The sequence below is a fragment of the Massilia rubra genome, from assembly GCF_011682065.1.
Lineage (GTDB): Bacteria > Pseudomonadota > Gammaproteobacteria > Burkholderiales > Burkholderiaceae_D > Telluria_A > Telluria_A rubra.
Genome location: NZ_VUYU01000032.1, coordinates 42,561 through 67,809, shown reverse-complemented (window position 1 = coordinate 67,809; position 25,249 = coordinate 42,561). Strand labels below are relative to the sequence as shown.

The 25,249-nt window shown below is 62.8% G+C and carries 31 protein-coding genes; 15 read left to right on the top strand and 16 right to left on the bottom strand.

Going from position 1 to position 25,249, the window contains the following annotated elements; translation table 11 throughout:
* Positions 1–14: 14 nt before the first annotated feature.
* Genes paaK through paaA form a run of 9 tightly spaced genes read right to left on the bottom strand, consistent with a single transcriptional unit; the run spans position 15 to position 7,847 of the window.
* Positions 15–1,331, bottom strand: coding sequence for a phenylacetate--CoA ligase PaaK (gene paaK, locus F0185_RS29730; RefSeq protein ID WP_167231375.1), 1,317 nt, complete (start codon positions 1,329–1,331; stop codon positions 15–17).
* 11 nt (positions 1,332–1,342) lie between these two features.
* A complete protein-coding gene (gene paaI, locus F0185_RS29725; RefSeq protein ID WP_167231372.1) occupies positions 1,343–1,795 on the bottom strand; it encodes a hydroxyphenylacetyl-CoA thioesterase PaaI in 453 nt (150 codons plus the stop codon).
* 3 nt (positions 1,796–1,798) lie between these two features.
* Positions 1,799–3,346: a 3-hydroxyacyl-CoA dehydrogenase PaaH gene (gene paaH / locus F0185_RS29720; RefSeq protein ID WP_167231369.1), complete on the bottom strand. Its 1,548-nt coding sequence runs from the start codon at positions 3,344–3,346 to the stop codon at positions 1,799–1,801.
* A 2-nt stretch (positions 3,347–3,348) separates the two neighbouring features.
* The gene (gene paaG, locus F0185_RS29715; RefSeq protein ID WP_167231366.1) at positions 3,349–4,140 is read right to left on the bottom strand and encodes a 2-(1,2-epoxy-1,2-dihydrophenyl)acetyl-CoA isomerase PaaG; all 792 of its coding nucleotides are present in this window, start codon (positions 4,138–4,140) and stop codon (positions 3,349–3,351) included.
* Between the two features lie 25 nt (positions 4,141–4,165).
* Positions 4,166–5,242 (bottom strand): 1,2-phenylacetyl-CoA epoxidase subunit PaaE, encoded by a 1,077-nt coding sequence (paaE, locus tag F0185_RS29710; RefSeq protein WP_167231362.1) that lies wholly within the window; start codon positions 5,240–5,242, stop codon positions 4,166–4,168.
* Between the two features lie 18 nt (positions 5,243–5,260).
* Positions 5,261–5,779 carry a 1,2-phenylacetyl-CoA epoxidase subunit PaaD gene (gene paaD / locus F0185_RS29705; protein WP_167231359.1) on the bottom strand — a complete coding sequence of 173 codons (519 nt, stop codon included), beginning with the start codon at positions 5,777–5,779 and terminating at the stop codon, positions 5,261–5,263.
* Positions 5,779–6,531, bottom strand: coding sequence for a 1,2-phenylacetyl-CoA epoxidase subunit PaaC (gene paaC / locus F0185_RS29700; protein WP_167231356.1), 753 nt, complete (start codon positions 6,529–6,531; stop codon positions 5,779–5,781). The genes paaD and paaC overlap by 1 nt, the downstream gene beginning before the upstream one ends.
* A gap of 20 nt (positions 6,532–6,551) precedes the next feature.
* Positions 6,552–6,836 (bottom strand): 1,2-phenylacetyl-CoA epoxidase subunit PaaB, encoded by a 285-nt coding sequence (paaB, locus tag F0185_RS29695; RefSeq protein ID WP_054268390.1) that lies wholly within the window; start codon positions 6,834–6,836, stop codon positions 6,552–6,554.
* A 24-nt stretch (positions 6,837–6,860) separates the two neighbouring features.
* Positions 6,861–7,847 (bottom strand): 1,2-phenylacetyl-CoA epoxidase subunit PaaA, encoded by a 987-nt coding sequence (gene paaA, locus F0185_RS29690; RefSeq protein ID WP_166887353.1) that lies wholly within the window; start codon positions 7,845–7,847, stop codon positions 6,861–6,863.
* A 200-nt stretch (positions 7,848–8,047) separates the two neighbouring features.
* Between paaA and paaX the strand changes: the two genes are divergently transcribed.
* The 3 genes from paaX (at position 8,048) to F0185_RS29675 (ending at position 10,549) form a co-directional block, all read left to right on the top strand.
* Entirely contained in the window at positions 8,048–9,010 is a 963-nt protein-coding gene (gene paaX, locus F0185_RS29685; protein WP_167231353.1) for a phenylacetic acid degradation operon negative regulatory protein PaaX, read from the top strand.
* 91 nt (positions 9,011–9,101) lie between these two features.
* Positions 9,102–10,187 (top strand): TRAP transporter substrate-binding protein, encoded by a 1,086-nt coding sequence (locus F0185_RS29680; protein WP_167231350.1) that lies wholly within the window; start codon positions 9,102–9,104, stop codon positions 10,185–10,187.
* Positions 10,188–10,288: 101 nt separating this feature from the next.
* Positions 10,289–10,549, top strand: coding sequence for a DUF2442 domain-containing protein (locus F0185_RS29675; protein WP_167231347.1), 261 nt, complete (start codon positions 10,289–10,291; stop codon positions 10,547–10,549).
* Between the two features lie 113 nt (positions 10,550–10,662).
* On the opposite strand, the gene F0185_RS29670 is transcribed toward F0185_RS29675, so the two are convergent.
* Positions 10,663–11,067: a GFA family protein gene (locus F0185_RS29670; RefSeq protein WP_167231344.1), complete on the bottom strand. Its 405-nt coding sequence runs from the start codon at positions 11,065–11,067 to the stop codon at positions 10,663–10,665.
* A 149-nt stretch (positions 11,068–11,216) separates the two neighbouring features.
* Between F0185_RS29670 and F0185_RS29665 the strand changes: the two genes are divergently transcribed.
* A complete protein-coding gene (locus tag F0185_RS29665; RefSeq protein WP_167231341.1) occupies positions 11,217–12,347 on the top strand; it encodes a M14 family metallopeptidase in 1,131 nt (376 codons plus the stop codon).
* A 113-nt stretch (positions 12,348–12,460) separates the two neighbouring features.
* Positions 12,461–13,075: an OmpW/AlkL family protein gene (locus F0185_RS29660; protein WP_167231338.1), complete on the top strand. Its 615-nt coding sequence runs from the start codon at positions 12,461–12,463 to the stop codon at positions 13,073–13,075.
* Positions 13,076–13,142: 67 nt separating this feature from the next.
* Here F0185_RS29660 and F0185_RS29655 read toward each other — a convergent pair whose 3' ends face one another.
* The 3 genes from F0185_RS29655 to pmbA all read right to left on the bottom strand — a co-directional run bounded on the left by F0185_RS29655 (position 13,143) and on the right by pmbA (position 16,661).
* Entirely contained in the window at positions 13,143–13,790 is a 648-nt protein-coding gene (locus F0185_RS29655) for a glutaredoxin family protein (protein ID WP_167231335.1), read from the bottom strand.
* A gap of 78 nt (positions 13,791–13,868) precedes the next feature.
* The gene (locus F0185_RS29650; protein WP_166887374.1) at positions 13,869–14,954 is read right to left on the bottom strand and encodes a TRAP transporter substrate-binding protein; all 1,086 of its coding nucleotides are present in this window, start codon (positions 14,952–14,954) and stop codon (positions 13,869–13,871) included.
* Between the two features lie 354 nt (positions 14,955–15,308).
* Positions 15,309–16,661: a metalloprotease PmbA gene (gene pmbA, locus F0185_RS29645; protein WP_167231332.1), complete on the bottom strand. Its 1,353-nt coding sequence runs from the start codon at positions 16,659–16,661 to the stop codon at positions 15,309–15,311.
* A gap of 92 nt (positions 16,662–16,753) precedes the next feature.
* Here pmbA and yjgA point away from each other — a divergent pair, with 92 nt between their 5' ends.
* The 8 genes from yjgA (at position 16,754) to F0185_RS29605 (ending at position 21,734) form a co-directional block, all read left to right on the top strand.
* A complete protein-coding gene (gene yjgA / locus F0185_RS29640; RefSeq protein WP_167231329.1) occupies positions 16,754–17,374 on the top strand; it encodes a ribosome biogenesis factor YjgA in 621 nt (206 codons plus the stop codon).
* Positions 17,352–18,014: a molybdopterin adenylyltransferase gene (gene mog / locus F0185_RS29635; protein WP_167231326.1), complete on the top strand. Its 663-nt coding sequence runs from the start codon at positions 17,352–17,354 to the stop codon at positions 18,012–18,014. The genes yjgA and mog overlap by 23 nt, the downstream gene beginning before the upstream one ends.
* Complete coding sequence (locus tag F0185_RS29630) at positions 18,011–18,679, top strand: alpha/beta hydrolase (RefSeq protein ID WP_167231323.1); 669 nt, start codon at positions 18,011–18,013, stop codon at positions 18,677–18,679. Before mog ends, F0185_RS29630 begins: the two co-directional genes overlap by 4 nt.
* An 80-nt stretch (positions 18,680–18,759) precedes the next feature.
* Entirely contained in the window at positions 18,760–19,026 is a 267-nt protein-coding gene (locus tag F0185_RS29625; protein ID WP_166887388.1) for a hypothetical protein, read from the top strand.
* A gap of 10 nt (positions 19,027–19,036) precedes the next feature.
* Positions 19,037–20,137, top strand: a complete 1,101-nt coding sequence (locus F0185_RS29620; RefSeq protein ID WP_223164601.1) for a saccharopine dehydrogenase family protein — start codon at positions 19,037–19,039, stop codon at positions 20,135–20,137.
* A 48-nt stretch (positions 20,138–20,185) separates the two neighbouring features.
* Positions 20,186–20,383, top strand: a complete 198-nt coding sequence (locus tag F0185_RS29615; RefSeq protein ID WP_054268373.1) for a hypothetical protein — start codon at positions 20,186–20,188, stop codon at positions 20,381–20,383.
* Positions 20,384–20,648: 265 nt separating this feature from the next.
* Positions 20,649–21,410, top strand: a complete 762-nt coding sequence (locus tag F0185_RS29610; RefSeq protein WP_167231317.1) for a hypothetical protein — start codon at positions 20,649–20,651, stop codon at positions 21,408–21,410.
* Between the two features lie 54 nt (positions 21,411–21,464).
* The gene (locus F0185_RS29605) at positions 21,465–21,734 is read left to right on the top strand and encodes a hypothetical protein (RefSeq protein WP_167231314.1); all 270 of its coding nucleotides are present in this window, start codon (positions 21,465–21,467) and stop codon (positions 21,732–21,734) included.
* A 220-nt stretch (positions 21,735–21,954) separates the two neighbouring features.
* On the opposite strand, the gene F0185_RS29600 is transcribed toward F0185_RS29605, so the two are convergent.
* Positions 21,955–22,413 carry a hypothetical protein gene (locus F0185_RS29600; RefSeq protein WP_167231310.1) on the bottom strand — a complete coding sequence of 153 codons (459 nt, stop codon included), beginning with the start codon at positions 22,411–22,413 and terminating at the stop codon, positions 21,955–21,957.
* 375 nt (positions 22,414–22,788) lie between these two features.
* Here F0185_RS29600 and F0185_RS29595 point away from each other — a divergent pair, with 375 nt between their 5' ends.
* Both F0185_RS29595 and F0185_RS29590 read left to right on the top strand, forming a co-directional pair.
* The gene (locus tag F0185_RS29595; RefSeq protein WP_167231307.1) at positions 22,789–23,550 is read left to right on the top strand and encodes a hypothetical protein; all 762 of its coding nucleotides are present in this window, start codon (positions 22,789–22,791) and stop codon (positions 23,548–23,550) included.
* A gap of 46 nt (positions 23,551–23,596) precedes the next feature.
* On the top strand, positions 23,597–23,848 hold the full coding sequence (locus tag F0185_RS29590; RefSeq protein WP_167231304.1) for a hypothetical protein: 252 nt from the start codon (positions 23,597–23,599) through the stop codon (positions 23,846–23,848).
* Between the two features lie 67 nt (positions 23,849–23,915).
* On the opposite strand, the gene F0185_RS29585 is transcribed toward F0185_RS29590, so the two are convergent.
* The gene (locus tag F0185_RS29585; RefSeq protein ID WP_167231301.1) at positions 23,916–24,683 is read right to left on the bottom strand and encodes a hypothetical protein; all 768 of its coding nucleotides are present in this window, start codon (positions 24,681–24,683) and stop codon (positions 23,916–23,918) included.
* Between the two features lie 49 nt (positions 24,684–24,732).
* Positions 24,733–25,146 (bottom strand): carboxymuconolactone decarboxylase family protein, encoded by a 414-nt coding sequence (locus F0185_RS29580; protein WP_441295232.1) that lies wholly within the window; start codon positions 25,144–25,146, stop codon positions 24,733–24,735.
* Between the last annotated feature and the right edge of the window lie 103 nt (positions 25,147–25,249).

The window sequence follows — 25,249 nt, the reverse complement described above, 5'->3', positions numbered from 1 at the left end:
AGGTGCTCCTTGATTCAATGCGATTTTGGACGCTGGTCGATCACGCGCCGGGCCTTGCCGGTCAGGGTGCGCTCGATGCCGTTGGCCGGCAGCAGGTTCACCCGCGTGGTCACGCCCACGTAAGTCTTGATGCGGTGTTCGAGGTCGCGCGCCAGCGCCGCTACGGCGTCTTGGGACTGCGACCCGTCACGCAGTTCGGCCACCACATCGAGCTTGTCCAGATGGCCATCGCGCGAGACCACCAGCTGGTAATGGGGCGCCAGCAGCGGCATCTGCAGGATCAGTTCTTCGATCTGGCTGGGGAACACGTTCACGCCACGGATGATCAGCATGTCGTCCGAGCGGCCGTTGATTCTCCCCATGCGGCGCATGGCGCGCGAGGTCGGCGGCAACAGGCGCGTCAGGTCGCGCGTGCGGTAGCGGATGATCGGCAGCGCTTCCTTGGTCAGCGAGGTGAATACCAGTTCGCCCTCCGAACCGTCGGGCAGCACTTCGCCGGTGTCCGGATCGATCACTTCGGGGTAGAAATGGTCTTCCCAGACCACCGGGCCGTCCTTGCTCTCGATGCATTCGCTCGCTACGCCCGGCCCCATTACTTCGGACAGGCCGTAGATGTCGACCGCGTCGATGCCGGCGCGCTTTTCGATCTCGCTGCGCATGCCATCGGTCCACGGCTCGGCCCCGAAGATGCCGACCTTGAGCGAGGACGCCGCCGGGTCCAAGCCCTGGCGCGTGAATTCTTCGATGATGTTCAACATGTACGAGGGCGTGACCATGATGATATCGGGCTTGAAGTCGCAGATCAGTTGCACCTGCTTTTCGGTCTGCCCGCCCGACATTGGGATCACGGTGCAGCCCAGGCGCTCGGCGCCGTAATGCGCACCGAGGCCGCCGGTGAACAGGCCGTAGCCGTACGCGATATGCACCATGTCGCCGGCGCGCCCGCCGGCGGCGCGGATCGAACGCGCCACCACGCCGGCCCAGGTATCGATGTCGTTTTGCGTGTAGCCCACCACGGTCGCCTTGCCGGTGGTGCCGGACGAAGCGTGGATGCGCACCACCTTCTCGCGCGGGACCGCGAACAGGCCGAAGGGATAATTGTCGCGCAGGGTTTTCTTGTCGGTGAACGGGAACCTGGCCAGGTCCGCCAGGGTGCGCAGGTCGTCCGGATGCACGCCGGCGGCGTCGAACGCGGCCCGGTAGTGCGGCACGTTCTCATATGCGTGTTTCAGCGACCACCGCATGCGTTCGAGCTGCAAGGCTTGCAGTTCGTCGCGGCTGGCGCGTTCGATCGGCTCCAGGTCGCCGGGGACTGGTGTGCGTTGGACCATGGTGTTCCTCCTTATTGCGGTAGTTCCGCCACGTTGCCCGTCACGCGATGCGATTTGCCCCGGAACAGGGCGAGCGTGCGGCCGTCCTGGTTGGTGACGGTGATGTCGTAGACGCCGGTCTTGCCCGACAGCGCCTGTTCGATCGCGACAGCCATCAAGAGGTCGCCTTCGCGCCCCGGCGACAGGTAATCGATGGTGCAGCCCGCGCCCACGGTGTTGAGGTTGTGCGAATTGCAGGCGAAGGCAAAGGCGCTGTCGGCCAGCATGAAGATGTAGCCGCCGTGGCAGGTCTGGTGGCCGTTGAGCATATCGCGCCGCACCGGCATCGTCATGCGCGCGTAGCCGGGACGGATTTCGGCGAGCAGCATGCCGAGCGCCTGGCTGGCCGGATCGCGCTCGAACATGGTTTTGCCGGCCAGTTCGGCCAGCGCCTGAGGGTCAAGCACCTGAGTGTCAATGTGCATAAATCAGAAGCCGCTTCCATTGGCGAGTTTGCGGCGCAGCAGTGGCGAGACGCGGTAACGGTCTTCGCCATACGCGGCGGCCAGGTTGGCGAGCACCGTCACGATGTGTGGAATGCCGACCGTACTGGCCCAGGCCAGCGGCCCGCGCGGGTAGTTCACGCCCTTTTGCATCGCAATGTCGACCGCCGGGGCGGTACACACGCCCTGGTTGACCGCGTCGGCCGCTTCGTTGGCGAGCATGGCCACCGTGCGCATGACCGCCATGCCCGGCACGTCGTCCAGCCGCGTGACCGCAAAGCCGGCCGCCTGGAACAGGCCGACCGCCGCGTTCCAGGCCGCGTCGCCGCACTGGTCCGCGCGCGCCAGCGCGATGCGGGTCGCCTTGCCGTAATCGAGCGCGAGGTCGAACAGCACCGTGTCGGGATGGTGATTGGCGCTGGCGCGCTCGGTGGCGCTGCGCCCGTCGGTCAGGAAAATGGCGGCGCCGTTGCAGTGGAACGCCGGCGCTTCGTTTTCGCCCGCATGCTCGAGCGGCTTGCGGTGGCCGACCGTGAAACCGGCGGCGGCAAGGCGCTGTTCCAGCGGCTGCGTTACGCTGTCCGCCACGTCGGCGTCGATGCTGATGCTGACCACTTCCGGGCGCACGTGCGCCGCTTCCTGGCTGGCCGTCGCCTTGGCCGCATCCTCGCCATACTGGTAAAAGCCACGGCCCGATTTACGGCCGAAGAAGCCGGCGTTAACCATCTCTTGCTGCAGCACCGATGGCGTAAAGCGTGGATCGCCGAAGTAGGCGTTGAACACCGATTGCGTGACCGAGAAATTGACGTCATGGCCGATCAGGTCCATCAGTTCGAATGGACCCATGCGAAACCCGCCGCAGTCGCGCATGACCGCGTCGAGCGTGGCGGCGCTTGCTGCCTGCTCTTGCAGCAGGCGCAGGCCTTCGGCGTAGAACGGGCGCGCCACGCGGTTGACGATGAAGCCGGGCGTGGACCTGGCGTGCACCGGGTTCTTGCCCCAGGCCGTCGCGGTGGCGTACACCGTGTCGGCCACCGCCGGATCGGTGGCCAGGCCGCTGATCACTTCCACCAGCGCCATCAGCGGCACCGGGTTAAAGAAGTGCATGCCGACCAGGCGTTGCGGGCGGCGCAGCGGCGCGGCGATCGCCGTGACCGAGATCGACGAGGTGTTGGTCGCCAAAATGCAGTCGTCGCCAACCACGTTTTCGAGGTCGGAAAACAGCATGCGCTTGACATCGAGGTTTTCGACGATGGCTTCCACCACCAGGGCGGCGTCATCGACTTCTTTCAGCGTGGCCACGCTGTGCAGGCGGGCGCGCGCGGCGATCGCCGCCTCGCCGCTCATGCGGCCTTTTTCCACCAGGGTGGTGTACACCTTGCCGATATCGGCAATCGCCTTGTCGACCGCACCCGCTCGCGTGTCGAACAGCTTGACCTGGTAGCCCGACGCTGCCGCCACCTGCGCGATGCCGGCGCCCATGGCGCCACTGCCGATGACGGCGACGATGCTGCCTTGTTCCAGTGCTGCCATGCTCATTCCCCCATGAAGTGCGGCGTGCGCTTCTCGATGAAGGCGCTCACGCCCTCGCGGTAATCGTGGCTGTAACCGAGTTCGCGCATCATCTCGCCTTCGAGCTTGAGTTGTTCGGGCAGGCTGTTGGCGTAGCTGGCCTGGATGGCGCGCTTGGTGAAGGCCAGGCCTTTGGTTGGCGCCACCGCGAAGTGTTCGGCCATGGCCACCGCGTCTTCCATCAGGGCGGTATCGGGCACGCACTTCCAGATCAGGCCCCATTGCTCGGCCAGTTCGGCCGGGATTTTTTCGCCCAACATGGCCATGCCCATGGCGCGCGCGTGGCCAACCAGGCGCGGAAGGTGCCAGGTGCCGCCCGTGTCGGGAATCAAACCCAGTTTGCAGAACACTTCGACGAAGCTGGCCGACTTGGCGGCCAGGACGATGTCGCAGGCCAGCGCCAGGTTGGCGCCCGCGCCGGCGGCCACGCCGTTGACGGCGCAGATGACCGGCATCGGCAGCGAACGCAGGGTCATGACCAGCGGTGCGTAGTAAGTTTCGACCGAGTGGCCCAGGTCCACGCCTTCGGCGCCCGGTTCGACCGCGCGGTCCGACAAGTCCTGGCCGGCGCAAAAACCGCGCCCGGCGCCGGTCAGCAGCAGCACGCGCACGGTGGGATCGGCCTGCACGGCGGCCAGCGCCGAGCGCACCTCCAGGTGCATCGCCTGGGTGAAGCTATTGAGCTTGTCGGGGCGGTTCAGGGTCAGGGTGGCGATGCCGCGTTCGATCTGGAACGTGATGTTTTCGTAGTTCATGGCGCGTCCTGTGTTGTGAGTTGGATTATTCGGCCTGGTCGAAATCGACGACCACTTTGTCTGTCACCGGGAAGCTCTGGCAGCTCAAGACGAAACCGCGCGCGATTTCGTAGTCTTCCAGCGCGTAGTTCACGTCCATGTCGACCTTGCCGTCGACCAGTTTGCAGCGGCAGGTCGAGCACACGCCGCCCTTGCACGAGTAGCGCATGTCGATCCCGGCGCGCAGGCCGGCGTCGAGGATCGATTCCTTGTCCTTGTCCATCGTGAAGCTGGTGTGGTTGCCGTCCAGGATGACGGTCACCTCGGTCTCGTTGCGCACCAGCGCATCGAACTGGCGCGCCTTGTGCTGGTGCTTCGGGATGCTGGCGGCGAACAGCTCGACCTTGATATCCTGCTTGGGCATGCCGGCTTCCTGCAAGGCCGCCGAGACGCCGTGCATCATGTCTTCCGGGCCGCAGATGAAGGCGATGTCGAGATCCTCGATGCGAATCCAGTGCTTGATGAACTGCTCGACCTTTTCTTTGGTGATGCGGCCGTTGAACAGGTCAATGTCCTGCTGTTCGCGGCTCATCACGTAGGCCAGGTTGAGGCGCTCCATGTAGCTGTCTTTGAGGTCGGTCAGTTCTTCCTTGAAGATCACCGACGACGAGGCGCGGTTCCCGTAGAACAGCGTGAAGCGGCTTTTCGGCTCGCTGAGCAAGGTCGTCTTGATGATCGACAGGATCGGCGTGATGCCGCTGCCGGCCGCAAAGGCGACGTAGTGGCGCGCGTTCTCAAGCGCCAGCGGCACGTTGAAGTGCCCCATCGGCGGCATCACGTCGAGCACCGCGCCGGCCTTCAGGTGTTCGTTGGCCCAGCTCGAAAACAGGCCGCCCTGGGTGCGCTTGATGGCCACGCGCAGCGTCCCGTCCTGCACCGCCGAACAGATGGAATACGAGCGGCGCACGTCTTCGTCGCCGATCCGGGCTCGCAAGGTCAGGTGCTGGCCCTGCTGGTAGGCGAAGCTGGCGGACAGTTCGTCCGGCACGGCGAAGGTGACGGCGATGGTGTCGCGCGTTTCGTTGCGCACCTTGGCGACGGTCAGGGGATAGAATTTGCTCATAACAGCCTTAGTGATAACTCAATGGCACTTGAAATAATCGAACGGTTCGCGGCAGTCCAGGCATTTGTAGAGCGCCTTGCACGGCGTCGAGCCGAACTGGCTGGTCAGCTCCGTGTGGCTGGAACCGCAATTGGGGCAGATGACGACCAGCTTGGGCATGGCGACACGCTTGACGCCCGCATGCAGGCCGCTGATGTCGATGACCTGCTGCGCCGGCGGCGCAATGCCGTAGCCTTTCAGGGCGGCCTTGCCGGCGTCGCTCATCCAGTCGGTGGTCCACGCCGGGGAGAGCTGGTTCACCAGCCGCACGTCAAGCACGCCGTGGCCGTGCAGCGCGCCCTTCACCGAGTCGGCGATCACCGTCATCGCGGGGCAGCCGGAATAGGTCGGCGTGATGGTGACGACGCAGGTGGCGTCGTCCCATTCGACGGCGCGCACGATGCCCAGGTCCACCACCGAGATCACCGGGATCTCGGGGTCGCTGACCTCGCCCAGCCAGGCCCAGACCTGTTCCGTGCTGGCCGGCTGCGTGCTCATTACCACTCGGCCCCAGGGTAGGAGCGCTGCAGGAACTGCATCTCGGCCAAGATGAAACCCAGGTGCTCGCTGTGGCGGCCGGTCTTGCCGCCGCGCTGCATCCAGGCCGCCGCATCGGGCATCGTCAACGTCGCTTCGGCAAAGATCTCGGACACGTGTTCGACAAAAGCCGCGCGCAAGCCTTCGGCGGCGGGGGCGACGCCCTCTTCCACCATGGCGTTGTCGATGTCGTCGTAAAGGAACATCTCGCCGCTGTACATCCACAGTTCGTTGACGGCGGCCTGGGTTTTGGCGTGGCTGTCCGGCGTGCCGTCGCCCATGCGCACGATCAGGTCACCGCTGCGGCGCAGGTGGTAGGTGACTTCCTTGAGCGATTTTTCGGCGATCTCGGCGATGCGCGCGTCAACCGACTTGGTCAGCCCAAGCATCAGGAAGTAGTGCCAGGTGTCGAAGTAGAACTGGCGCACCATGGTGTCGGCGTAGTTCCCGTTGGGCTGTTCGACGATCAGGCAGCAGCGCAGTTCGTGGACGTCGCGCAGGAAGGCCAGTTGGTCTTCGCCGCGGCCGCGCCCTTCCAGTTCGCCGGCGTAGGTGAGCCACATGCGGGTCTGGCCGAGCAGGTCGAGGGCGACGTTGGTGAGCGCCATGTCTTCTTCGAGCGCCGGCCCTTTGCCGCACAGTTTGGACAACTGCTGCGACAGGATCAGGGCGTTGTCGCCCTGGCGCAGGAGGTATGCGATTTTATTGTTCACGGCGTCGGTCACTGGCACGCTCACAGGTTCTTGACTTCTTCCGGCATCGGGAAGAAGGTCGGGTGGCGATAGACTTTGCTGTTGGACGGCTCGAACAGGGCCGACTTGTCGCCCGGGCTGCTGGCGACGATGTCGGCGGCGCGCACGACCCAGATCGACACGCCTTCGTTGCGGCGCGTGTAGACGTCGCGCGCGTTATTGACCGCCATTTCGGCGTCGGACGCGTGCAGGCTGCCCACGTGCTTGTGCGCCAGGCCGTGCTGGCTGCGGATGAAGACTTCCCACAGGGGCCATTCTTTACTCATGTTGTTCTCCGGTGTGGTTCTTGATTACGCCGCTGCGCGTGCGGATTTCTTGTCGGCGTAGGCGACCAGCGCATCGCGGAACCACGCGCCGTCTTCATACGCCTTGACGCGGGTGCGCAGGCGCTCGCGGTTGCACGGGCCGTTGCCCTTCAAGACGTTCTGGAACTCGCTCCAGTCGATCTCGCCGAATTCGTAGTGGCCGGTGTCGGCGTTGAACTTCAGGTCGGGATCGGGCACGGTCAAGCCCAGGTACTCGGCCTGGGGCACGGTCTGGTCGACCATGCGCTGGCGCAGTTCGTCGTTCGAGAACAACTTGATGCGCCACTGCGCCGACTGCGCGCTGTTGACCGATTCGGCGTCGGACGGGCCGAACATCATCAGCGACGGCCACCACCAGCGATTGAGCGCATCTTGCGCCATCGCCTTTTGCTCGGGCGTGCCCTGGGCAAGGCTCATCATGATGTCGTAGCCCTGGCGCGCATGGAACGATTCTTCCTTGCAGACGCGGATCATGGCGCGCGCGTACGGACCGTACGAGCAGCGGCACAGCGGGATCTGGTTGATGATGGCCGAGCCGTCCACCAGCCAGCCGATCGCGCCCATGTCGGCCCACGACAGGGTTGGATAATTGAAAATGCTCGAATACTTGGCCTTGCCCGAATGGAGGGCGGCCAGCAGCTCGTCGCGCGACACGCCCAGGGTTTCGGCCGCACTATATAAATACAGCCCGTGCCCGGCCTCGTCCTGGATCTTGGCCAGCAGGATCGACTTGCGCTTGAGCGTGGGGGCGCGCGTGACCCAGTTGCCTTCGGGCAGCTGACCGACGATTTCGGAGTGCGCGTGCTGGGAGATCTGGCGGATCAGGGTCTTGCGGTAGGCCTCGGGCATCCAGTCCTTGGCTTCGATCTTGACGCCGGCATCGATGCGCGCCTGGAACTCGCGCTCCTGCTCATCCATGTCCTCGGCGCCCTGGACTTTCTTGAGGCCGGTTTCTACGAGTTGTGCGTACATGGTGCTTCTCCCATTGCAAAGGCGATCAGGCGATAATACGATACGTAAAATCAGATGTACACAGATTAATTGAGTCGTATTGTATATCCGTATCTCGTCGAGATTGATTCGATGGCAAAAAACCATGCTGCGCCCAACACGCGGTAAAGTAAACGGCTGCTTTGCTTGACAATCCCCCCAACGCGCCAGACCATGCCTTCATGAAACAACTTACCAGCACAGCATGGATCGCCGAGTTTCTCGCCAGCGATCCGCCCCGTTCCAAGTCGCTTGTGATGACGATGTTCGGCGACGCCATCGCCCCGCACGGCGGCGCCATCTGGCTGGGCAGCCTGATCGAACTGCTGGCGCCATTCGGGGTCAACGACCGCCTGCTGCGCACCAGCGTGTTCCGGCTGGCGCAGGAAGGCTGGCTGGTGGCCAACCGCGACGGGCGCCGCAGTTCCTACGCCATCCTGCCGCAGGCCCTGCCCCGCTTCGAGCGCGCCAACCGGCGTATTTACGCGCCACTGGCCGCGCACTGGGACGGCAACTGGACCCTGGTGCTGTCCGGCGCCGGCAATATCGACGCGCCCGAGCGCGCGCTGCTGCGCAAGGAAATGCTGTGGGAAGGTTACGCCATGATCGCGCCGGGCATGTTCGGGCACCCGGCCAGCGATGCCGGCGTGCTCGAAGAACTGCTGGCGCGCGTGGGCGTGAAGGACAAGCTGTTCGTGTGCCGCGCCAGCGCGCTGCCGGGCGTATCGAGCCGCCCGCTGCAGGACCTGGTGCACGATGGCTGGGATTTGTCGGGCGTGGTCAACGGCTATAGCCACTTCATCGAGCGCTTCGGGCCTTTGCTGGAGCTCTTGAGCAGCGCTGACACGCTCGCACCCGAGCAAGCCTTCGTGATCCGCACCCTGCTGGTCCACGCGTACCGCCGCGTGCAGCTGCACGACCCGATGCTGCCGATCGAACTGCTGCCCAATCCCTGGCCCGGCAGCAGCGCCTACGAACTGGCGCGCGCGCTGTATGCGCGTACATACGCGCTCGCCGAAACGCACATCATGGCGACCTTGCGGCGCGAAGATGACAGCGTGCCGCAGCTTGATGCCGGCTTCTTCCAGCGCTTCGGCGGGCTGGCCGGCGACGCGCCGGGAAATGTAAGTCCCACATCGCGCTAGCGACGCTACAATTACACGAAACTTTGACGCGCACATGCGGCTACAATGGGTCGCACGTCCCTCAGACATACTAAAAAACTCGGAGACTGTCATGCAACGTCGTTCCTTCCTCACCAAGAGCGCCATCGGCGCGACGGCCGGCGTCATCGCCGCGCCGGCGTTCGCGCAGATCAACCCTGAAGTCAAATGGCGCCTGGCGTCGAGCTTTCCCAAGTCGCTCGACACCATTTTCGGCGCGGCCGAAGCGTTCACCAAGCGCGTCTCGCAACTGACGGGCGGTCGCTTCCAGATCCGCCAGTTCGCCGCCGGCGACATCGTGCCGGGCTTGCAGGTGATGGACGCGGTGCAGGCGGGCACGGTGGAGATGGGCCACACGCCGTCGTACTACTACTTCGGCAAGGACCCGACGTTCGCGTTCGATTGCGCGGTGCCGTTCGGCCTCACCTCGCGCCAGCAGACCGCCTGGTTCGACCAGGGCGGCGGGCGTGAACTGATGCGCGATTTCTTCAAGGACTACGGCATCATCAACTTCATGGCCGGGAACACCGGCACGCAGATGGGCGGCTGGTACCGCAAGGAGATCAAGTCGCTGGAAGACGTCAAGGGCATGAAGATCCGCATCGCCGGTTTCGCCGGCCGCGTGATGGAGCGCATGGGCGCGGTGCCCCAGCAGATTCCCGCCGGCGACGTGTATGCGGCGCTCGAAAAAGGCACGATCGACGCGGCCGAGTGGGTCGGTCCGTACGACGATGAAAAGCTGGGCCTGGCCAAGGTGGCGCCGCACTACTACACGCCGGGATGGTGGGAGGCGGGGCCGCAGCTGTCGTTCTACATCAACATCAAGGAATGGGAAAAGCTGCCCGCGCAGTACAAGGCGGCGGTGGAAACGGCCAGCTTCGAATGCCACGTGACGATGCAGGCCGCCTACGACACCAAGAATCCGTCGGCGCTGGCGCGCCTGATCAAGAACGGCGCCAAGCTGCATACCTTTTCGAAGGCGATCATGGACGAGGCGTACAAGATCTCGACCGCGGTCATGGAAGAGGAAGCGGCCAGGAACGCCAAATTCAAAAAGGTGTACGAGCCGTGGAAGCGGTTCCGCCAGGACCAGAACATGTGGGCCTCGGTGTCGGAACAGACGATGCAAAACTATCTGATTTCGATAGGACGGAAGTAAATTCAGGATCACTTGAGCCAGGTCAAACGAATCGCCTGGCGCATTTGATACCTTCGATACGGGCAACCCTGCCTGGGTAAAATACTTAACGGGGATTGACTATGAATGGCATCTATTTTTCCTGCGCCGAAGTGACGAGCCTGAGCCCGCACGGCTTCTGGCTGCAGTGTGGCGAGGAAGAGTTGTACTTGCCGTTCGTGGAGTTTCCCCTGTTCGAACACGCAACCATTGCGCAGATCTGCCGGGTCAAGCGCGTGAGCACCGGGCGCGTGTACTGGCCGGATCTCGACCTGGACCTGACCCTGGAGGCGATCCGCAATCCAATGGCGTACCCGCGCGACAGCATGAATTACGACTGCTGAGAAGGACCGGCAGCGCAGCACCGGAACCGAACGCATGAACCTCGCCCCCGCGCCAGGGCGGCCTTTAGCAAGGAACGACGCGGTAGTGCGACCATTGCCGGTCGCGGCCAGCCCTACAAATGCCGCGTTTCCGCCGGCGGATTGGCCCAGTTATCGTTCAAGCCATCCAGATACGCCACCGGCGCCGCGACCAGCTCTTCCGGCGTCACATCGTCGAGCGCCATCAGATTGACCGACACGAGCGCCCCACCGAGATACTCCACATATCCGCGTCCGAACGAGTGCACGCCGCACTGCCTGCAAAACAGATAATGCCCGCTCTTGGTTGCAAACTGGTACGTATTCAACTGATCCTCACCGGTGAGCAAGCGAAACGCGTCTGGCTTGATCACCGCGTTCCAGTTGCGCGTCTTGGCGCAGATCGAGCAGTTGCACTTGCTGGTGCCCTGGCTCAAATCGATGTCGGCTTCATAGCGCACCGCGCCGCAGTGGCAGCTGCCGTGATAGGTCTTGTTCATCGCTGTTTTCCTTCGCTGTTTTCAAAACAACAGCGTAAGGCTGAATGCGGGCGATTTTCGCCCTATTAACCGTGTTTAATCCGAAGGCGTATCATGACGCCTCGCGCGCGCAGCAGCCGCGCCTCTCATTCACCAGCCAAGGACACACCATGTCTATCAAAATCAGCAGCCAGTTCGACGCTGGCGCCATCGATATCGTGAGCGCCACCAGCGCCTCCTCGATCGACCTGAACATCCGCCGCGACTCGCACGCCGATATCACCCAATGGTTCTACTTCCGCCTGCAAGGCGCGCAGGGCGAGGCGAGCACCATCCGCTTCCTGAACGCGGGAAAAAGCGCCTACCCGGCCGGCTGGGAAGGCTACCAGGCCATGGCCAGCTACGACCGCGTGGAGTGGTTCCGCGTGCCCACCAGCTTCGACGGCCAGGTGATGACGATTTCCCACACGCCCGAGATGGACAGCGTCTACTACGCCTACTTCGAGCCCTACTCGTGGGAACGCCACCTCGAACTGCTGGACCGCGCGCAGCTCTCGGAACAGGTGCGCATGCTAGACCTGGGCAGCAGCGTGGAAGGGCGCGACATGAACGTGCTGGTGATCGGCGACCCGGCCGCAAAGAAGAAAGTCTGGGTCATCGCGCGCCAGCATCCGGGCGAAACCATGGCCGAGTGGTTTGTCGAGGGCATGCTCGACGCCCTGCTCGACCCGGCCGACGCGTTTGGACGCCAACTGCTCAAGGAAGCCGTGTTCTACGTGGTGCCGAACATGAATCCGGACGGCTCGGTGCATGGCAACCTGCGCACCAACGCGGCCGGCGCCAATCTCAACCGCGAGTGGAATACGCCGACCATGGAGCGCAGCCCCGAAGTGTTCGTGGTCAAGAACAAGATGCTGGAAACCGGCTGCGACCTGTTCCTCGACGTGCACGGCGATGAAGGCTTGCCGTATGTGTTCGTGGCCGGCAGCGCCTCCCTGCCGACCTTTACACCGGCCCAGGCCGCGCAAGAGAAGCGCTTCGCCGACGACTTCAAGATCGCCAGCCCGGACTTCCAGGACGTGCACGGCTACGGCGACTCGCCCTACACCGACGAAACCATCACCATGGGCTCGCCGCACATCACGCACGCCTTCGGCTGCCTGTCGCTGACCCTTGAGCTGCCGTTCAAGGACAACGCCAACGATCCCGATCCGATCTGCGGCTGGGACGGCGCGCGCAGCGCACGCCTTGGCGCGGCGGTGCTGCAACCGATTTTGCAGGCGCTGCGCCACCCGGCCTGACCCGATACGGCTTTTCATCATTGCTTCGATTTTTTGATTCACATCAACGATTTTGTTGAGGCCAATCAATAAACTTCAGTCATACCCAATGACAAACGAAGAAGGAAGTTGTGATGAAGAGCAAATTGTTAGCAGCAGTAGCAGTCAGTATGCTGGGCCTGGTCGCCGTTGAAGCTCACGCGCAAGATGGACAATGGCTGGTGCGCGCGCGCGCCGCGCACCTGAGTCCGGCCGACAAGTCCTCGCCGGTTGGTGGCGTGGGCGCATCGGACCGCATTTCGGTGTCCGACAAGACGATTCCGGAACTCGATGTCAGCTATTTCTTCACGCCGAACCTGGCGGCAGAACTGGTGCTGACCTATCCGCAAAAACATGACGTGATGCTCGACGGCGCCAAGATCGGCACCTTCAAGCACCTGCCGCCAAGCCTGCTGGGCCAGTACCACTTCAACCCGATCGGCCAGTTCAAGCCTTACCTGGGCGCGGGTATCAACTACACGCGCATCTCGAAGGTCAAACTGCTGAACGGCGCCGGTGACCTGGAAAGCGACAGCGTGGGACTGGCTGTGCAAGCCGGCGTGGATTTCAAGATCGATAAAAACTGGTCGCTCAACCTGGATGTCAAGCGCATCAACATCCGCAGCGATGTGATGATCGCCGGCGCCAAAGTGAGCACCGTGAAAGTCGATCCTGTGCTGATCGCCGTCGGTGTCGGTTACCGCTTCTGATTGAGCGGCGTCCCGTACGGGCGTCCCTGCCGTTGCAGGGACGCCCTTTCCTCTGGCGCGTTCGCGCTCAGCGCAGACCGGCCTGCGGCTTGTCGCTGAGTTCCTTGACCGCCGTCAGGATCTCCGACTCGTTGAATCCCCCGAAGCGCCGGTAGCCCACATACGTGAGCGGATAACCGTTGCCTTCAAGTGCGTTGTAGGCCATCAGGCCCGCTTCGGACGCCTCGACGTCCACATCTTCGAAGGGGATCTTCTTTTCCTCGAACAGTTCGCGCTGCGCCTTGCAGTAGCCGCACCATTTGGTCCCGTACAACACCACCTTGGCTTTGTCCTGCGCGTCGAAGTGATTGGCCAGCACGATGCGTTCGCGCCGCGTCAGCGCCTCCTTGCCCAGCACCTCGCCAAGCATGCCCGCGAGTTTATGCACATCATCGCCCACGCTGCGCTGCTTGCCGGCGATGACGGTCGGCATGGCGTTGACGCGGTATTTGCTGTTCGGCTCAGTGAGGATCACTTCCTCGAAGCTGGCGACGCGCTTTTTCAGCTCGCTGCGGACCTTGTCGCACGGGTCGCCGCACTCGGCGCTGGTAAACAGCATCACGGACGGCTTGCCGTCCTTGTCGAACGCACCGTCACCGCCGCCACCGAGGCGCCCGGTTTTCCAGGCATATATGGCGCCACCGGCGATGAGGGCGAGGAAGAGGATTCGTTTCATAGTTGATGAATTGGGTGAGCCGATGTCGTTCTCGCGCCAAGGCAACCCTTGGCGGGAACGACGAGGAGTCCGCTGGACTTATTTCCTGCCGGCCTTGATCATGTAATCAAGCATGGCCGCTTCCGACACCGAGGCCCACATGTTCTGGTCCTGGCGGAATCGCTTCCACGGCTCGTAGATGGTCTTGAACTTGGCATTCTTGGCCGCTTCTTCGTTCATCACGTCCTGCGCCGCCTTGTAGCAGCCATCCATGATGTCTTTCGAGAAGGTGCGCAGCTTGACGCCGTTCTTCATCAGGCGCGCCAGCGCGGCCGGATTCTTGGCGTCGTACTCGGCCTGCATGCCGACGTGCGCCTCGTAGGTGGCGCATTCGAGCGCAGCCTGGTATTCCTTGGGCAGCTTTTCCCACTCCTTGATGCCGACGTAGAAGGAGAAGCTCGCGCCCGCCTCCCACCAGCCCGGCGCGTAGTAATACGGCGCAACCTTGTAGAAGCCCAGTTTTTCGTCATCGTAAGGACCGACCCATTCAGCCGCGTCGATCGTGCCTTTTTCCAGGGCGGGATAAATGTCGCCACCGGCCAATTGCTGCGGCACCAGCCCGAGGCGCTCGAGCACCTTGCCGGCGAAACCGCCGACGCGCATCTTGGTGCCCTTCAGGTCTTCCACCGACTTGATTTCTTTGCGGAACCAGCCACCCATCTGGGTACCGGAATTGCCGCCCAGGAAGTTGACGATGCCATAGCCCTTGAAGAAGTTGCGCGTCAGTTCGCGTCCGCCGCCTTCCTGGTACCAGGCGGTGTGCTGGCGCGAAGTGAGGCCGAACGGGACCGCGCAGTCGAAGGCGAAGGTGGCGTCCTTGCCGAAATAGTAGTAAGACGCGCTGTGGCCGATTTCCACAGTGCCGGCCTGGACCGCGTCGAGCACTTGCAGGCCCGGCACGATTTCGCCGGCCGCGAACGAGCGGATGTTGAACTTGCCGCCGGTCAGCTGGGAAACGCGCTTGGTCAGGATGTCGGACGCGCCGAAGATGGTATCGAGCGACTTGGGAAAGCTGCTGGCGAGACGCCAGTTGATCGTTGGCAGCGACTGGGCCAGCGCCGGTGCGGCGACTGCGCCGGCGGCAGCGCCGACTGCCGCTTTTTTAATAAAGGAACGACGTTCCATATGTCTGTGTCTCCTGAAGGGTTTACGTCACGGAAATACCACCGGTGTCATGGTGCCTGGGCTAGTGTATTTGCGTCTAGGCAAGCATGCAACGTAATTTATCTTACAGCAGTCTTACAGGAGAAGGCGCGGGATGCGGAAGGGGCTAGCCGCCTGTCGGACTTGGGATCGTCGGCTGCAAAAATACCTGGGACGGTCCCTATTTCGCCGCTTTCTCGGCCAATAGCTCGCTATTGGCACTGCGAAATCGTCAAAATCTGGCCTCGCCCAGCTATTTTTTCGCTTCGACTCCCCAAGTCCGACAGGCGGCTAGGCGTGGGCACTGCGGCCCACGCGGGAAGAACATGAGGACGTTCAGCCGCCGGCGACGACCATTTTTTCGATCAAGATCGAACCGGTCTGCTTGTTGCCACGGATAAGCACGTCGTTGCCGATGGCGACGATCTGCTGGAAGATATCCTTCATGTTGCCGGCAATCGTGATTTCCTCGACCGGGTACTGGATCACGCCATTTTCAACCCAGAAACCCGACGCGCCGCGCGAATAATCGCCGGTAACGTAGTTGGTGCCCTGGCCCATCAGTTCCGTCACCAGCAGGCCGCGCCCCATTTTCTTGATCATGCCGGCGAAGTCGTCGCCGCGCTTGGTTTGCGTGGAGCTCATGGTCAGGTTGTGCGAACCGCCCGCGTTACCCGTGGTTTTCATGCCCAGCTTGCGCGCCGAATACGACGACAGGAAATAGCCCTGCACCACGCCATCCTTGACCACATCGCGCCGCACGGTGCGCACGCCTTCTTCATCGAACGGGGCCGAACCGACCCCGCCGATTACATGCGGGTCTTCCAGGATCTGGATATGCGAGGGAAAGACCGACTGCCCCAGCGAATCGAGCAAGAAGGTCGACTTGCGATACAGCGCGCCGCCCGAGGTGGCCTGCACGAAGGAGCCGAGCAGGCCGGCCGCCAGCGGCGCTTCGAACAGCACTGGGCAGGTGCGCGTATCGAGCGTGCGCGCGTTCAGGCGCGCCAGCGCGCGCTCGGCCGCGTAACGGCCCACCGTTTCGGGCTGGGCCATCTTTTTCGGATCGCGCACCGAGGTGTACCAGTCGTCGCGCTGCATTTTGGCGCCCTTGCCGGCGATCGGCGCCACCGACAGGGTGTGGCGCGAAAACGGATAGCCGCCCGCGAAACCGCGCGAATTGGCCGACACGAAGTGCGACTGCTGCACGTGCACGCTGGCGCCTTCGCTGTTGGTGATGCGCGGGTCGACGTCGAACGCGGCCGCTTCGGCGCGTTGCGCCAGAACCACGGCGTCTTCGGTCGAGATCATCCACGGGTAGCACAGGCGCAGGTCGCGCGGCTCGGTCTCGAGCATGTCGGCGTCGGCCAGGCCGGCGCAGTCGTCGTCGGCCGTGAAGCGGGCGATGTTGTAGGCCGCGTCGACGGTGGCGCGCAGGGCCGCCGGGGAAAAGTCGGACGTGCTGGCATTGCCGCGTTTTTGACCGATATACACGGTCACGCCCATGCCTTTGTCTTTGTTTTGCTCGATCGTCTCGATTTTGCCACGCCGGACCGACACCGCCAGCCCGCTTCCCTCGCTGATGTCGACGGCGGCATCGGTGCCACCGATCTCCCTGGCAAAGGCCAAAACGTCGCGCGCCAGCTGTTGCAGCTGATCCTGGGTGTGGATAAAGACGGAGTCGTTCATGTGTGGTTTTCTTCGGCTGTCCGGTTAAACGGGTATGATAGCAGTCGTTTACAGTTTTTACTGGTCGGCTTTACGCCTATCGGAACCATATCATGCCAAATCCAAACCGGGGCGCCTGCGGCTTCCAATCCTCCGAGTTCGAACAAGAATACGAACGCCCTTCCAAGTCCGAGCTCAAGCGCCAGATGAGCGAGCTGCAAAAGCTCGGCGAAGAACTGGTCGCCGAAGCGCGCGACCGCGTCAAGCGCGTGCCCATGCCGGAAGACGTGCGCGACGCCATCCTGGCGTGCCAGCTGATCACCAACCACGAGGGACGGCGCCGCCAGATGCAATTCGTCGGCAAGAAAATGCGCACCCTCGACGAGGAAGAAGTGGCCGTCATCCAGCGCACCATCGACAGCTGGAAAGGCATGTCCAAGGCCGATACCGCGGCCCTGCACGCGCTCGAACGCCGCCGCGACAAGTTGCTGGCCGACGACAAGGCCCTGACCGTGTTGCTCGAAGAAAATCCGGAACTCGATGTGCAGCACCTGCGCACCCTGATCCGCAACGCGCGCAAGGAACAGGCCGAGAACAAGCCGCCGAAAGCCTACCGCGAGATCTACCAGATCCTCAAGGATATCGACAAGAAGCGCAAGGCCGCCGCCAAGCCGGCCAGCCAGGACGAGGACGAAGACGGCGAGCCGATCGATGACGAGTCCGACGACGAGTAATTTGCCTGGGCTGGCGGTTGAGTTGGCGCCTGAGCTGATCATTGGCCTGGTGTCGGTTTCCGACCGCGCCAGCGGCGGCGTCTACGAAGACAAGGGCTTGCCGGCGCTGGCCGACTGGCTGGCCGCCGCCCTCGCCACGCCGTACCGCCTCGAAACGCGCCTCATTCCCGACGAACGGGCGCGCATCGAAGCGACCCTGGTCGAGCTGGTCGACGTGGCGCGCTGCCACCTGGTCTTGACCACCGGCGGCACCGGCCCGGCGCGGCGCGATGTCACGCCGGAAGCCACGCTCGCCATCGGCACCAAAGAAATGCCCGGTTTCGGCGAGCAGATGCGCCAGATCAGCCTGCAGTTCGTGCCGACCGCGATTTTGTCGCGCCAGACGGCGGTGATCCGCGAAACCGACGGCCATAGCGCGCTGGTGATGAACCTGCCGGGCCAGCCGAAAGCGATCAAGGAAACCCTCGAAGGCTTGAAAGATGCTGACGGCAAGCAACTGGTCGGCGGCATTTTTGCTGCCGTGCCTTACTGCGTCGACCTGATCGGCGGACCGTATATCGACACCAACCCGGCCGTGTGCAAGGCATTCCGGCCGAAATCGGCGCTGCGTCCGGCGCCGCCCACCGAGAACAACGCATGAGCGAACTGTTAGAAACGATCGAAGTCGTCACTGCCCCGAACCCGACGGTGGCCATTATCTGGATGCACGGCCTGGGCGCGGACGGCAACGACTTCGTGTCGATGACGAACGAACTCGACCTGGCGGGCTTGCCGGGTATCCGCTTCGTCTTCCCGAATGCCAACACGATGCCGGTGACCATCAACAACGGTTACGTGATGCGCTCGTGGTACGACATCGTCCACGCCGACATTGGCCGGCGCGAAGACGAAGCCGGACTGCGCGCCTCGCAAGTGCAGATCGAAGCGCTGATCGCGCGTGAAAAAGCGCGTGGCATTCCCGCCTCGCGCATCATCCTGGCGGGCTTTTCGCAGGGTTGCGCGATGACGCTCCAGACCGGCTTGCGCCATCCGGAAACGCTGGCCGGACTGATGTGCTTGTCCGGGTATGTGCCGCTGGCCGACAAGATCGCCGCCGAGCGTTCGGAAGCGAGCCTGGCGACCCCGATTTTCCAGGTGCATGGTCAGTACGACGGCGTGATTCCGATGACCCGCGCCGTGGCCTCGCGCGACTTGCTCACCGCGCTGGGCTACCAGGTCGAATGGCACGATTACCCGATGCAGCATTCGCTGTGCCAGGAAGAAGTCGAGCATATCGGCGCTTGGCTCAAGAAAGTCCTGGGCTGATTTTCGCGCGCCATCGGCTGCGCCGTCGTCCGCACCCCCAAGAGCGCGTAGAATGCGTTCTTTGATAGCAAAGGCAGACAATGAAAAAAACCGGCATGGCAAAGAGTGACGCCAAAAAATTGATGGGCAAGATGGTCGCCCCCGGCGCGGCCGGCTTCGGCAACGCCGACAACGCCATCGTCGACCGCCGCGAACAGCGCAAGCGCGACCAGGCGCTCGGCCTGGTTCCCTTCGCCGTCAAGCTCAACAGCGACCTGGTGCTGCAACTGCAAACCCTGGCCAAGGAACGCGACGCCGACCTCAATGAAGTCGTCGCCGAATTACTGGCCAAGGCCCTCGCAGCCTGATCCACCCAGCATGAAAACGGTCGTTCTCGGCGGATACGGTAACTTCGGGACCCGCATCTGCCGTGCCCTGGCGCCCAGCCCGGGCATCGAACTGATCGTCGCCGGGCGCGACCTGGACAAGGCCAGCGCCCTGGCCCGCGCCTGCGCACACGGCGCGAGCGCCGCCCGCATCGACATCCACGATCCCCAACTGACACAAGCGCTGCGCGCCCTCGGGGCCGAGCTCGTCATCCATACCGCCGGCCCGTTCCAGCAGCAGGATTACGGCACTGCCCTGGCCACGGCCGCCGCCGGCGCCCATTACATCGACCTGGCCGACGGCCGCCGCTTCGTGTGCGACTTTCCGGCCGCGCTGGACGATGCATTCCGCCGCCAGCAGCGCACGGCGATCACCGGCGCGAGCAGCGTGCCGGCCATGTCCTCGGCCGTGGTCGACCATCTGACGGCGGGCTGGCGCAGCATCGACTCGATCGAGATGTGCATCGCCCCGGCCCAGACCGCGCCGCGCGGGGTGGCCACCATGTCCGCCGTGCTCAGCTATTGCGGCGCGCCGATCCAGGTCTGGCAGGACGGGCGCTGGACCACCCAGCTGGGCTGGGCGGCGCCGGTCATGGTGGCTTACGCGAGGCTACGCCCGCGCCTGGCGTCGCTGTGCGATATTCCCGACCTCGAACTGTTTCCGGCTCATTACGCGGGCGTGCGGACGGTGATGTTTCGCGCCGCGCTGGAAACCGGCATCAGCCAGCGCGGCATGGCGGCGCTGGCGGGCCTGCGCCGGCTCGGGCTGGTGCGCCATCCGGAGCGCTTCGCCGGCCTGCTCAACCGCGCTGCCGACGGCCTCAATTTCCTCGGCTCGGCGCTGGGCGGGATGGTGGTGCGCGTGCAGGGCGTGGACGCCGCCGGAACGCCCGCGCGGCGCGCCTGGCATATCGCGGCCGACAACGACCATGGGCCGGAAATTCCGTGCATGGCGGCGGTGCTGCTGGCGCGTCGCCTAGCGCTGGGCACGCTGGAGGCGGTCGGGGCGCATACCAGCGTCGGCCAGCTGACCCTGGAAGAGTTCGAACCGGAATTCGCCAAGTGGGGCATGGTCACCGACCTGGGCGAGTGATCGGTTATCATCCTTTCTCGGACAACAAACGCTGAAAGAGGTGCCAACATGGCCAAGAAAGAAGAACTCGACGAAGAAACCCTGGCGCTGATTCACTGGTGCATCGAGGTGGAAGGCTTCCTGGTCGCCGGCGGCGCAACCCAGAAGCAGGCGCAGGACCATATCGAGGAACAGGTCGAGTGGTTTACCGACCAGTTCTACGATGGCTTGACGCCGGAAGAAGCGGCGAAGGAAGCGCTCGCTTAAAGCGGCGCTTCATTGTTTGACGCGGCCGGTGCCACGCATCGGCCGCTTGGTCCGTTCCCTTCCACGGCAAGACGGCGACCCGCAAGCCACATAAGTTCACTATCCCCGCTCAATCGTTGAGCCATCTCCAGCCGTCGCCACTTGGCGTGCGCGCGCTCTGTGTGCGCGTCATGACGCCGCGTACGCTGTCCGGATTCTCACCGCGCACCGCATGCACGCGCCATGCCGGAACGCAGGTGAGCCGCCAACGCCGACAGCCCCCATCATGACCAGCGACCTCCGATGCGCCGAACACGATATTCGAAAAATCGAATCGCTCTTGCTTGGCCACGAGATCACACGGAGTTACTTCCGGGGTGAGCTGTATGACTGGCTGGAAAGCCGGTTCGATGGGATTTTTCTGGAACTTATAGAAAAGCAGCCCGTCAAACTCGATATGGAAACGAGCGCACGTCTTTTTATGATCCCGGACAAGTCAACGGCAAGGGTACTCAACGTGAACGAGCATGGCAATGCGCCGGCAGGCATGAAGATCCATTTCTTCAATTCCTTTGTACCGGACGGAGACCAAAACAGTGTCATTGTCTTTCGTATGGAAAAAATGCCGGGCGTTTGGTGCGACGCTTTGTATATTGACACAATGATGCTGCGTCCGGATGCGCCAGCCGGACTTTGCACTGTTGCGTTCGGCTTGATGGCAGTGACTGCCTGGCGTCTCGGCTTCGACCATATTCAGGTATATGCGGCAGGACGCGGTCCTCTGTGTCCTCGCGACTCCGACGCCATGATCGGCTATTGCATTTGGCCCAAATTTGGTTTCGACGCGCCCGTGAACGTTGCCGAAATGAGCAGGCATCCCACTGTATCCATGCATGGCTTGTGCACAGTACAAGAAGTCGTTGCACGTACCCCGGAGTGGTGGGATGCCTGCGGTAGCGGACGTTTGATGCAGTTTGACTTATACCCGACCAGTCAGTCGTGGTCGATTTTGATAAAGTATCTTTGGACGACGCTAACGGATTTTTAGCCGCTGCCCCACCCCGTTGCCATCACCAAAGCAAGCAATTTTGAGGTGAATATCATGCCACTAAGCAAAGCGCAAGCCGACCAGCTCGCCGAATACCGGCGTGCGTCGGACGAACTGCGAAAAAAGAATGCTGCCACTGCGGTTCCCGATGAAAACGAAATTCTGCCGGTGAACGGCTTTTTTCACTTGCTCCCTTGCAAACCGCTGACCCCCGAGCAGGCACTTGCCCTGTTTGGCGAATCGAGGATTTCCAACAACATACTTCGGGAGATTGCCGAAGGCGGCGCTCGCCAGTGGCGTGTGACACGCGCATCCGACGAGTAATCGCTGATGCACTGTACCAGGCAAGTTCCCGAAAAACTGCAAACCGCTGACCTTGGAGCAGGCGCATGCCCTGTTCGGCAAGTCGGACCATTCCTTTCCAATTGTTCGCGAGAGCGGCGAGGACGATGCCTGATCAAGGGCGCACGCGCGAATACCTCACTGCTTCACCGATCAGCTTGCGTTGCCCTGAGTCCGATGACGCTGCGAAATATGCGCTCGCTTAACGAGGCGCCGGGCGCTCCGGCATGCCTGGCGTGTCGCAAGGTGTCCACTGGACGCGCTGGCCGTCCCACAAGGCACCCGGGTCCGCTGGCGATGCCGGCGGCCAGAAATCGGCCTTGAAGCGCTTGCGATTGTGCGGGTCGGTCGTGAGACGGTCCCCAATCGCCAGTTCAAGAGCGTCATGCCGTTCGCGGTCGCAGGCCAGCGCCGGGTGCCGCGCGTCGGCCGCCTCCGGTGTTCCGCTCGCCGCAAGATAGCGGCGCCAGATGGCCCAGTCTTCCATCACCAGCGCCAGCAACTCGGGCGCAATCGGCGACAGAAAATACACCGTTTCGTCGTCATCGAGCGCGTACATGAATCCATTCTGGTAGATGTGCGGGACCCCGTCGAGTTCCGCGATACCCAGCAGTGCGCCGTCGTAATATGCGTCGACGGTCAGAAGACGATCCAATCTCATTTATCTCCTTCTTTTAGCTTGCCCATGGGCCTCCCGTGCCAGGCAATGCGACTCCCGACAGGATCGCCAGGCGCCTTCGATGCGCAGGTTTTTTGCTCTCACGGATCCACCGCACTGCCGGGTTCGGATGATGGCGTATCGGGCCTCGCACGACGAAAGTTCAATATGATCGGGCAATCATTGACCACGATACAGTGACCGCCCGTTTCCCCCAAAGCGCCCTGTGCGCCCATGCCAATGGCGAGTACGCTGGCTGAACTCATCCTTGCAATCCGCGCTGCCGCGAACTCACCTTCCCACTCTGAAATTCGCGCCCGAGCGTTACGGTACTGCGCTGATGAACTCACCCATCGACACCACATCAGAGGCCCTATCATGATTATCGAGCCACGGTTCGACGAACACAATATCAGGAAAATCGAGACCATCCTGCTCGGCCACCCCATCGCACGCGACTACTTCCAGGGCGAACTGTATGACAAGCGGGGGCAACGGTCCGATGGCTTCACGCTGGAGCGACACGATGGCACGATACTTGAACTCACTGAAAAACAGAGCGCACACCTTTTCATGATTCCGGATGGGTCGGCGGCATGGGCGTTGCGGGTGAACGAACATGGCAATGCACCACCCGGCATGAACGTTCAGTTCATCAACTCGTTCGTCAAGGACGGCGAGCAGAACAGTGTGATTGCTTTTCGATCGGAACAAGCGCCGGGCGTCTGGTGTGATGCCCTGCATATCGGCAGCATGATGCTGTCCCCGGAAACGCCGCCCAGGTTTTGTACTGTTGCGTTCGGATTGATGGCGGTCACGGCCTATCGGTTCGGCTTCTCCGGCATCCACCTGTATGGCGCCGGACACGGGCCTTTACGGCCCGGCGATCCAGAGGCGCTGATCGGCTACTGGGTCTGGCCCAAGCTCGGTTTCGATGCCCCGGTCCATGTTGCGGAAATGACCCGGCATCCGGATGCTGCGATGCACGGCCTGCGCACGGTCCAAGAAGTCCTTGCGCGCTGTCCCGAGTGGTGGAAAACATACGGGAGCGCGCGGCCAATGCAGTTCCATTTGCGCGCGAACAGTCCATCATGGTCAATTTTGCTAAACTATATTTGGAAGACGCTGGCAGCATGTTAGCCGCTTTTACAAAGATGAAAGCAACTATTCCTGCAACGACACTAAAGTGAATACCATGAAGACACCGGGTAAACAGCAAGCAGATGAGCTTGCTACATACAAGCGTGCATCGGCGGCACTACGAAAAAAAATAGCCGCCGCCGCAGTTCCTGACGAGCGCGAAATCCTTCCTGTGAACGGAAGAATTCACCTTCCCCTGACTGGCAGACCTTTAAATGCCGAGCAGCAAAAAAACCTGTTCGGCGAATCGGTATTTTCCCCTGCGGTGATGCGGGAATTGGCGGACGACGGCACCTGAAACCGGCGCTGCCCGCCCTGGCTGCCATTGCAGGCTGGGCGGCACATCCCAGGACAGGCGCTGGCGGCTATTCAAGCACGCGTGTCGAATAATTCAACGACCAGTCGTGCGAGGCGCTGCTGGGCACGGATGACGCGGCGAAGGACATGCCGGCCCGACCATCCACTGCCGCTCTCATCGATGGAAGCGGCATCAGCGGACCGCCCTCCCCCGTCTGAACGCCGATCCGATGGCGAATGTAGGCATCAGGATGGGCGCGGGCGATCGCCATTGCCGTCGCAACAAGCGGTTGAAGCTCGGCCGGGTACTTGTCGGCATTGAAGCTGAGCGCCGGCAAGATCCGGCGGCGCAGGTTGACATCGTCGTTCTCGATGAAGCGCATCAGCAACAGACGCTGCCGGCGCTCACGCAGTTCGCTCAGGTCATCATCGCGCTCGTTTCCATATGCCCAGTAGAGCGCACTCACCGCGCCACATTGCTCCTCGTTCGAGCCCACCTCGACAATCCGCAGCAGGCGGGTCACGACCTCCTTCGTGCCAAAGGTGCGGACGCAGGGACGGATGTAGTACTGGTTGGTGCTGGGATTGAGTTCGCTCACCCCGGCGCAGATCAACGCCGCCAGCAGGCGCCTCGGTACCGACTGCAAGCGGAACACCATTGCGACAAAAAATTTGCGCCGCACATCGCCCAGCGCATCCGCCAACCACATCCAATCCTCGCGCGTATTGGTGGCCACGCGCTTGCGCGCCGCCTGCAAACCGTTAAAGCAAGCCGGGCCTGGGTCGCGATAAACGCGCTCCCACGCCAAAAAGTGATCATCCCAACGCATGCTCATACAGTCGCTTTCCATCCCAGGTTCGATGCGCTACCGACGTGACACCGGACTACGCCGGCAAGGGCGCCGCCGTCGATGGCGGCGCCGGTGTTTGCGCGGCGTTCATCACCATCGCCAAAAAAGTGTAATACCCATTGATCCCCATCAAATCGACCACGCCTTGTTCGCCGAACAGCGCCAGCGCATGCGCATAGGTTGCGTCGCTGACCCGCTTGCTGCGATGCAGCTCCACGCAAAAATCGACCACCAGCGCTTCATCGGCCGCCATGGCCGGCGACTTGCGCCGTTCGCCGATGGCCTTGACGACGTCCGGCGCGATCCCGCTGCGCTCGGCAATCGGCGCATGTATCGCCCACTCCACCTGCTGGTCCCATTCGCGCGCCGTCACCAGGATGGCGATCTCCGACAGGCGCGTGCCGATCGCTGCGGCACGCGCAGGTATTCGCCCATGCGCTGCGCGCATGCCATCAGCTCCGGGCTGCGCAACAGCGGCACGAACGGGCCGTACAGCGCGCCCCTTGGCCCGTCGATGATCGCTTGCGCCGCCGCCCGCTGCGCCGCCGTCA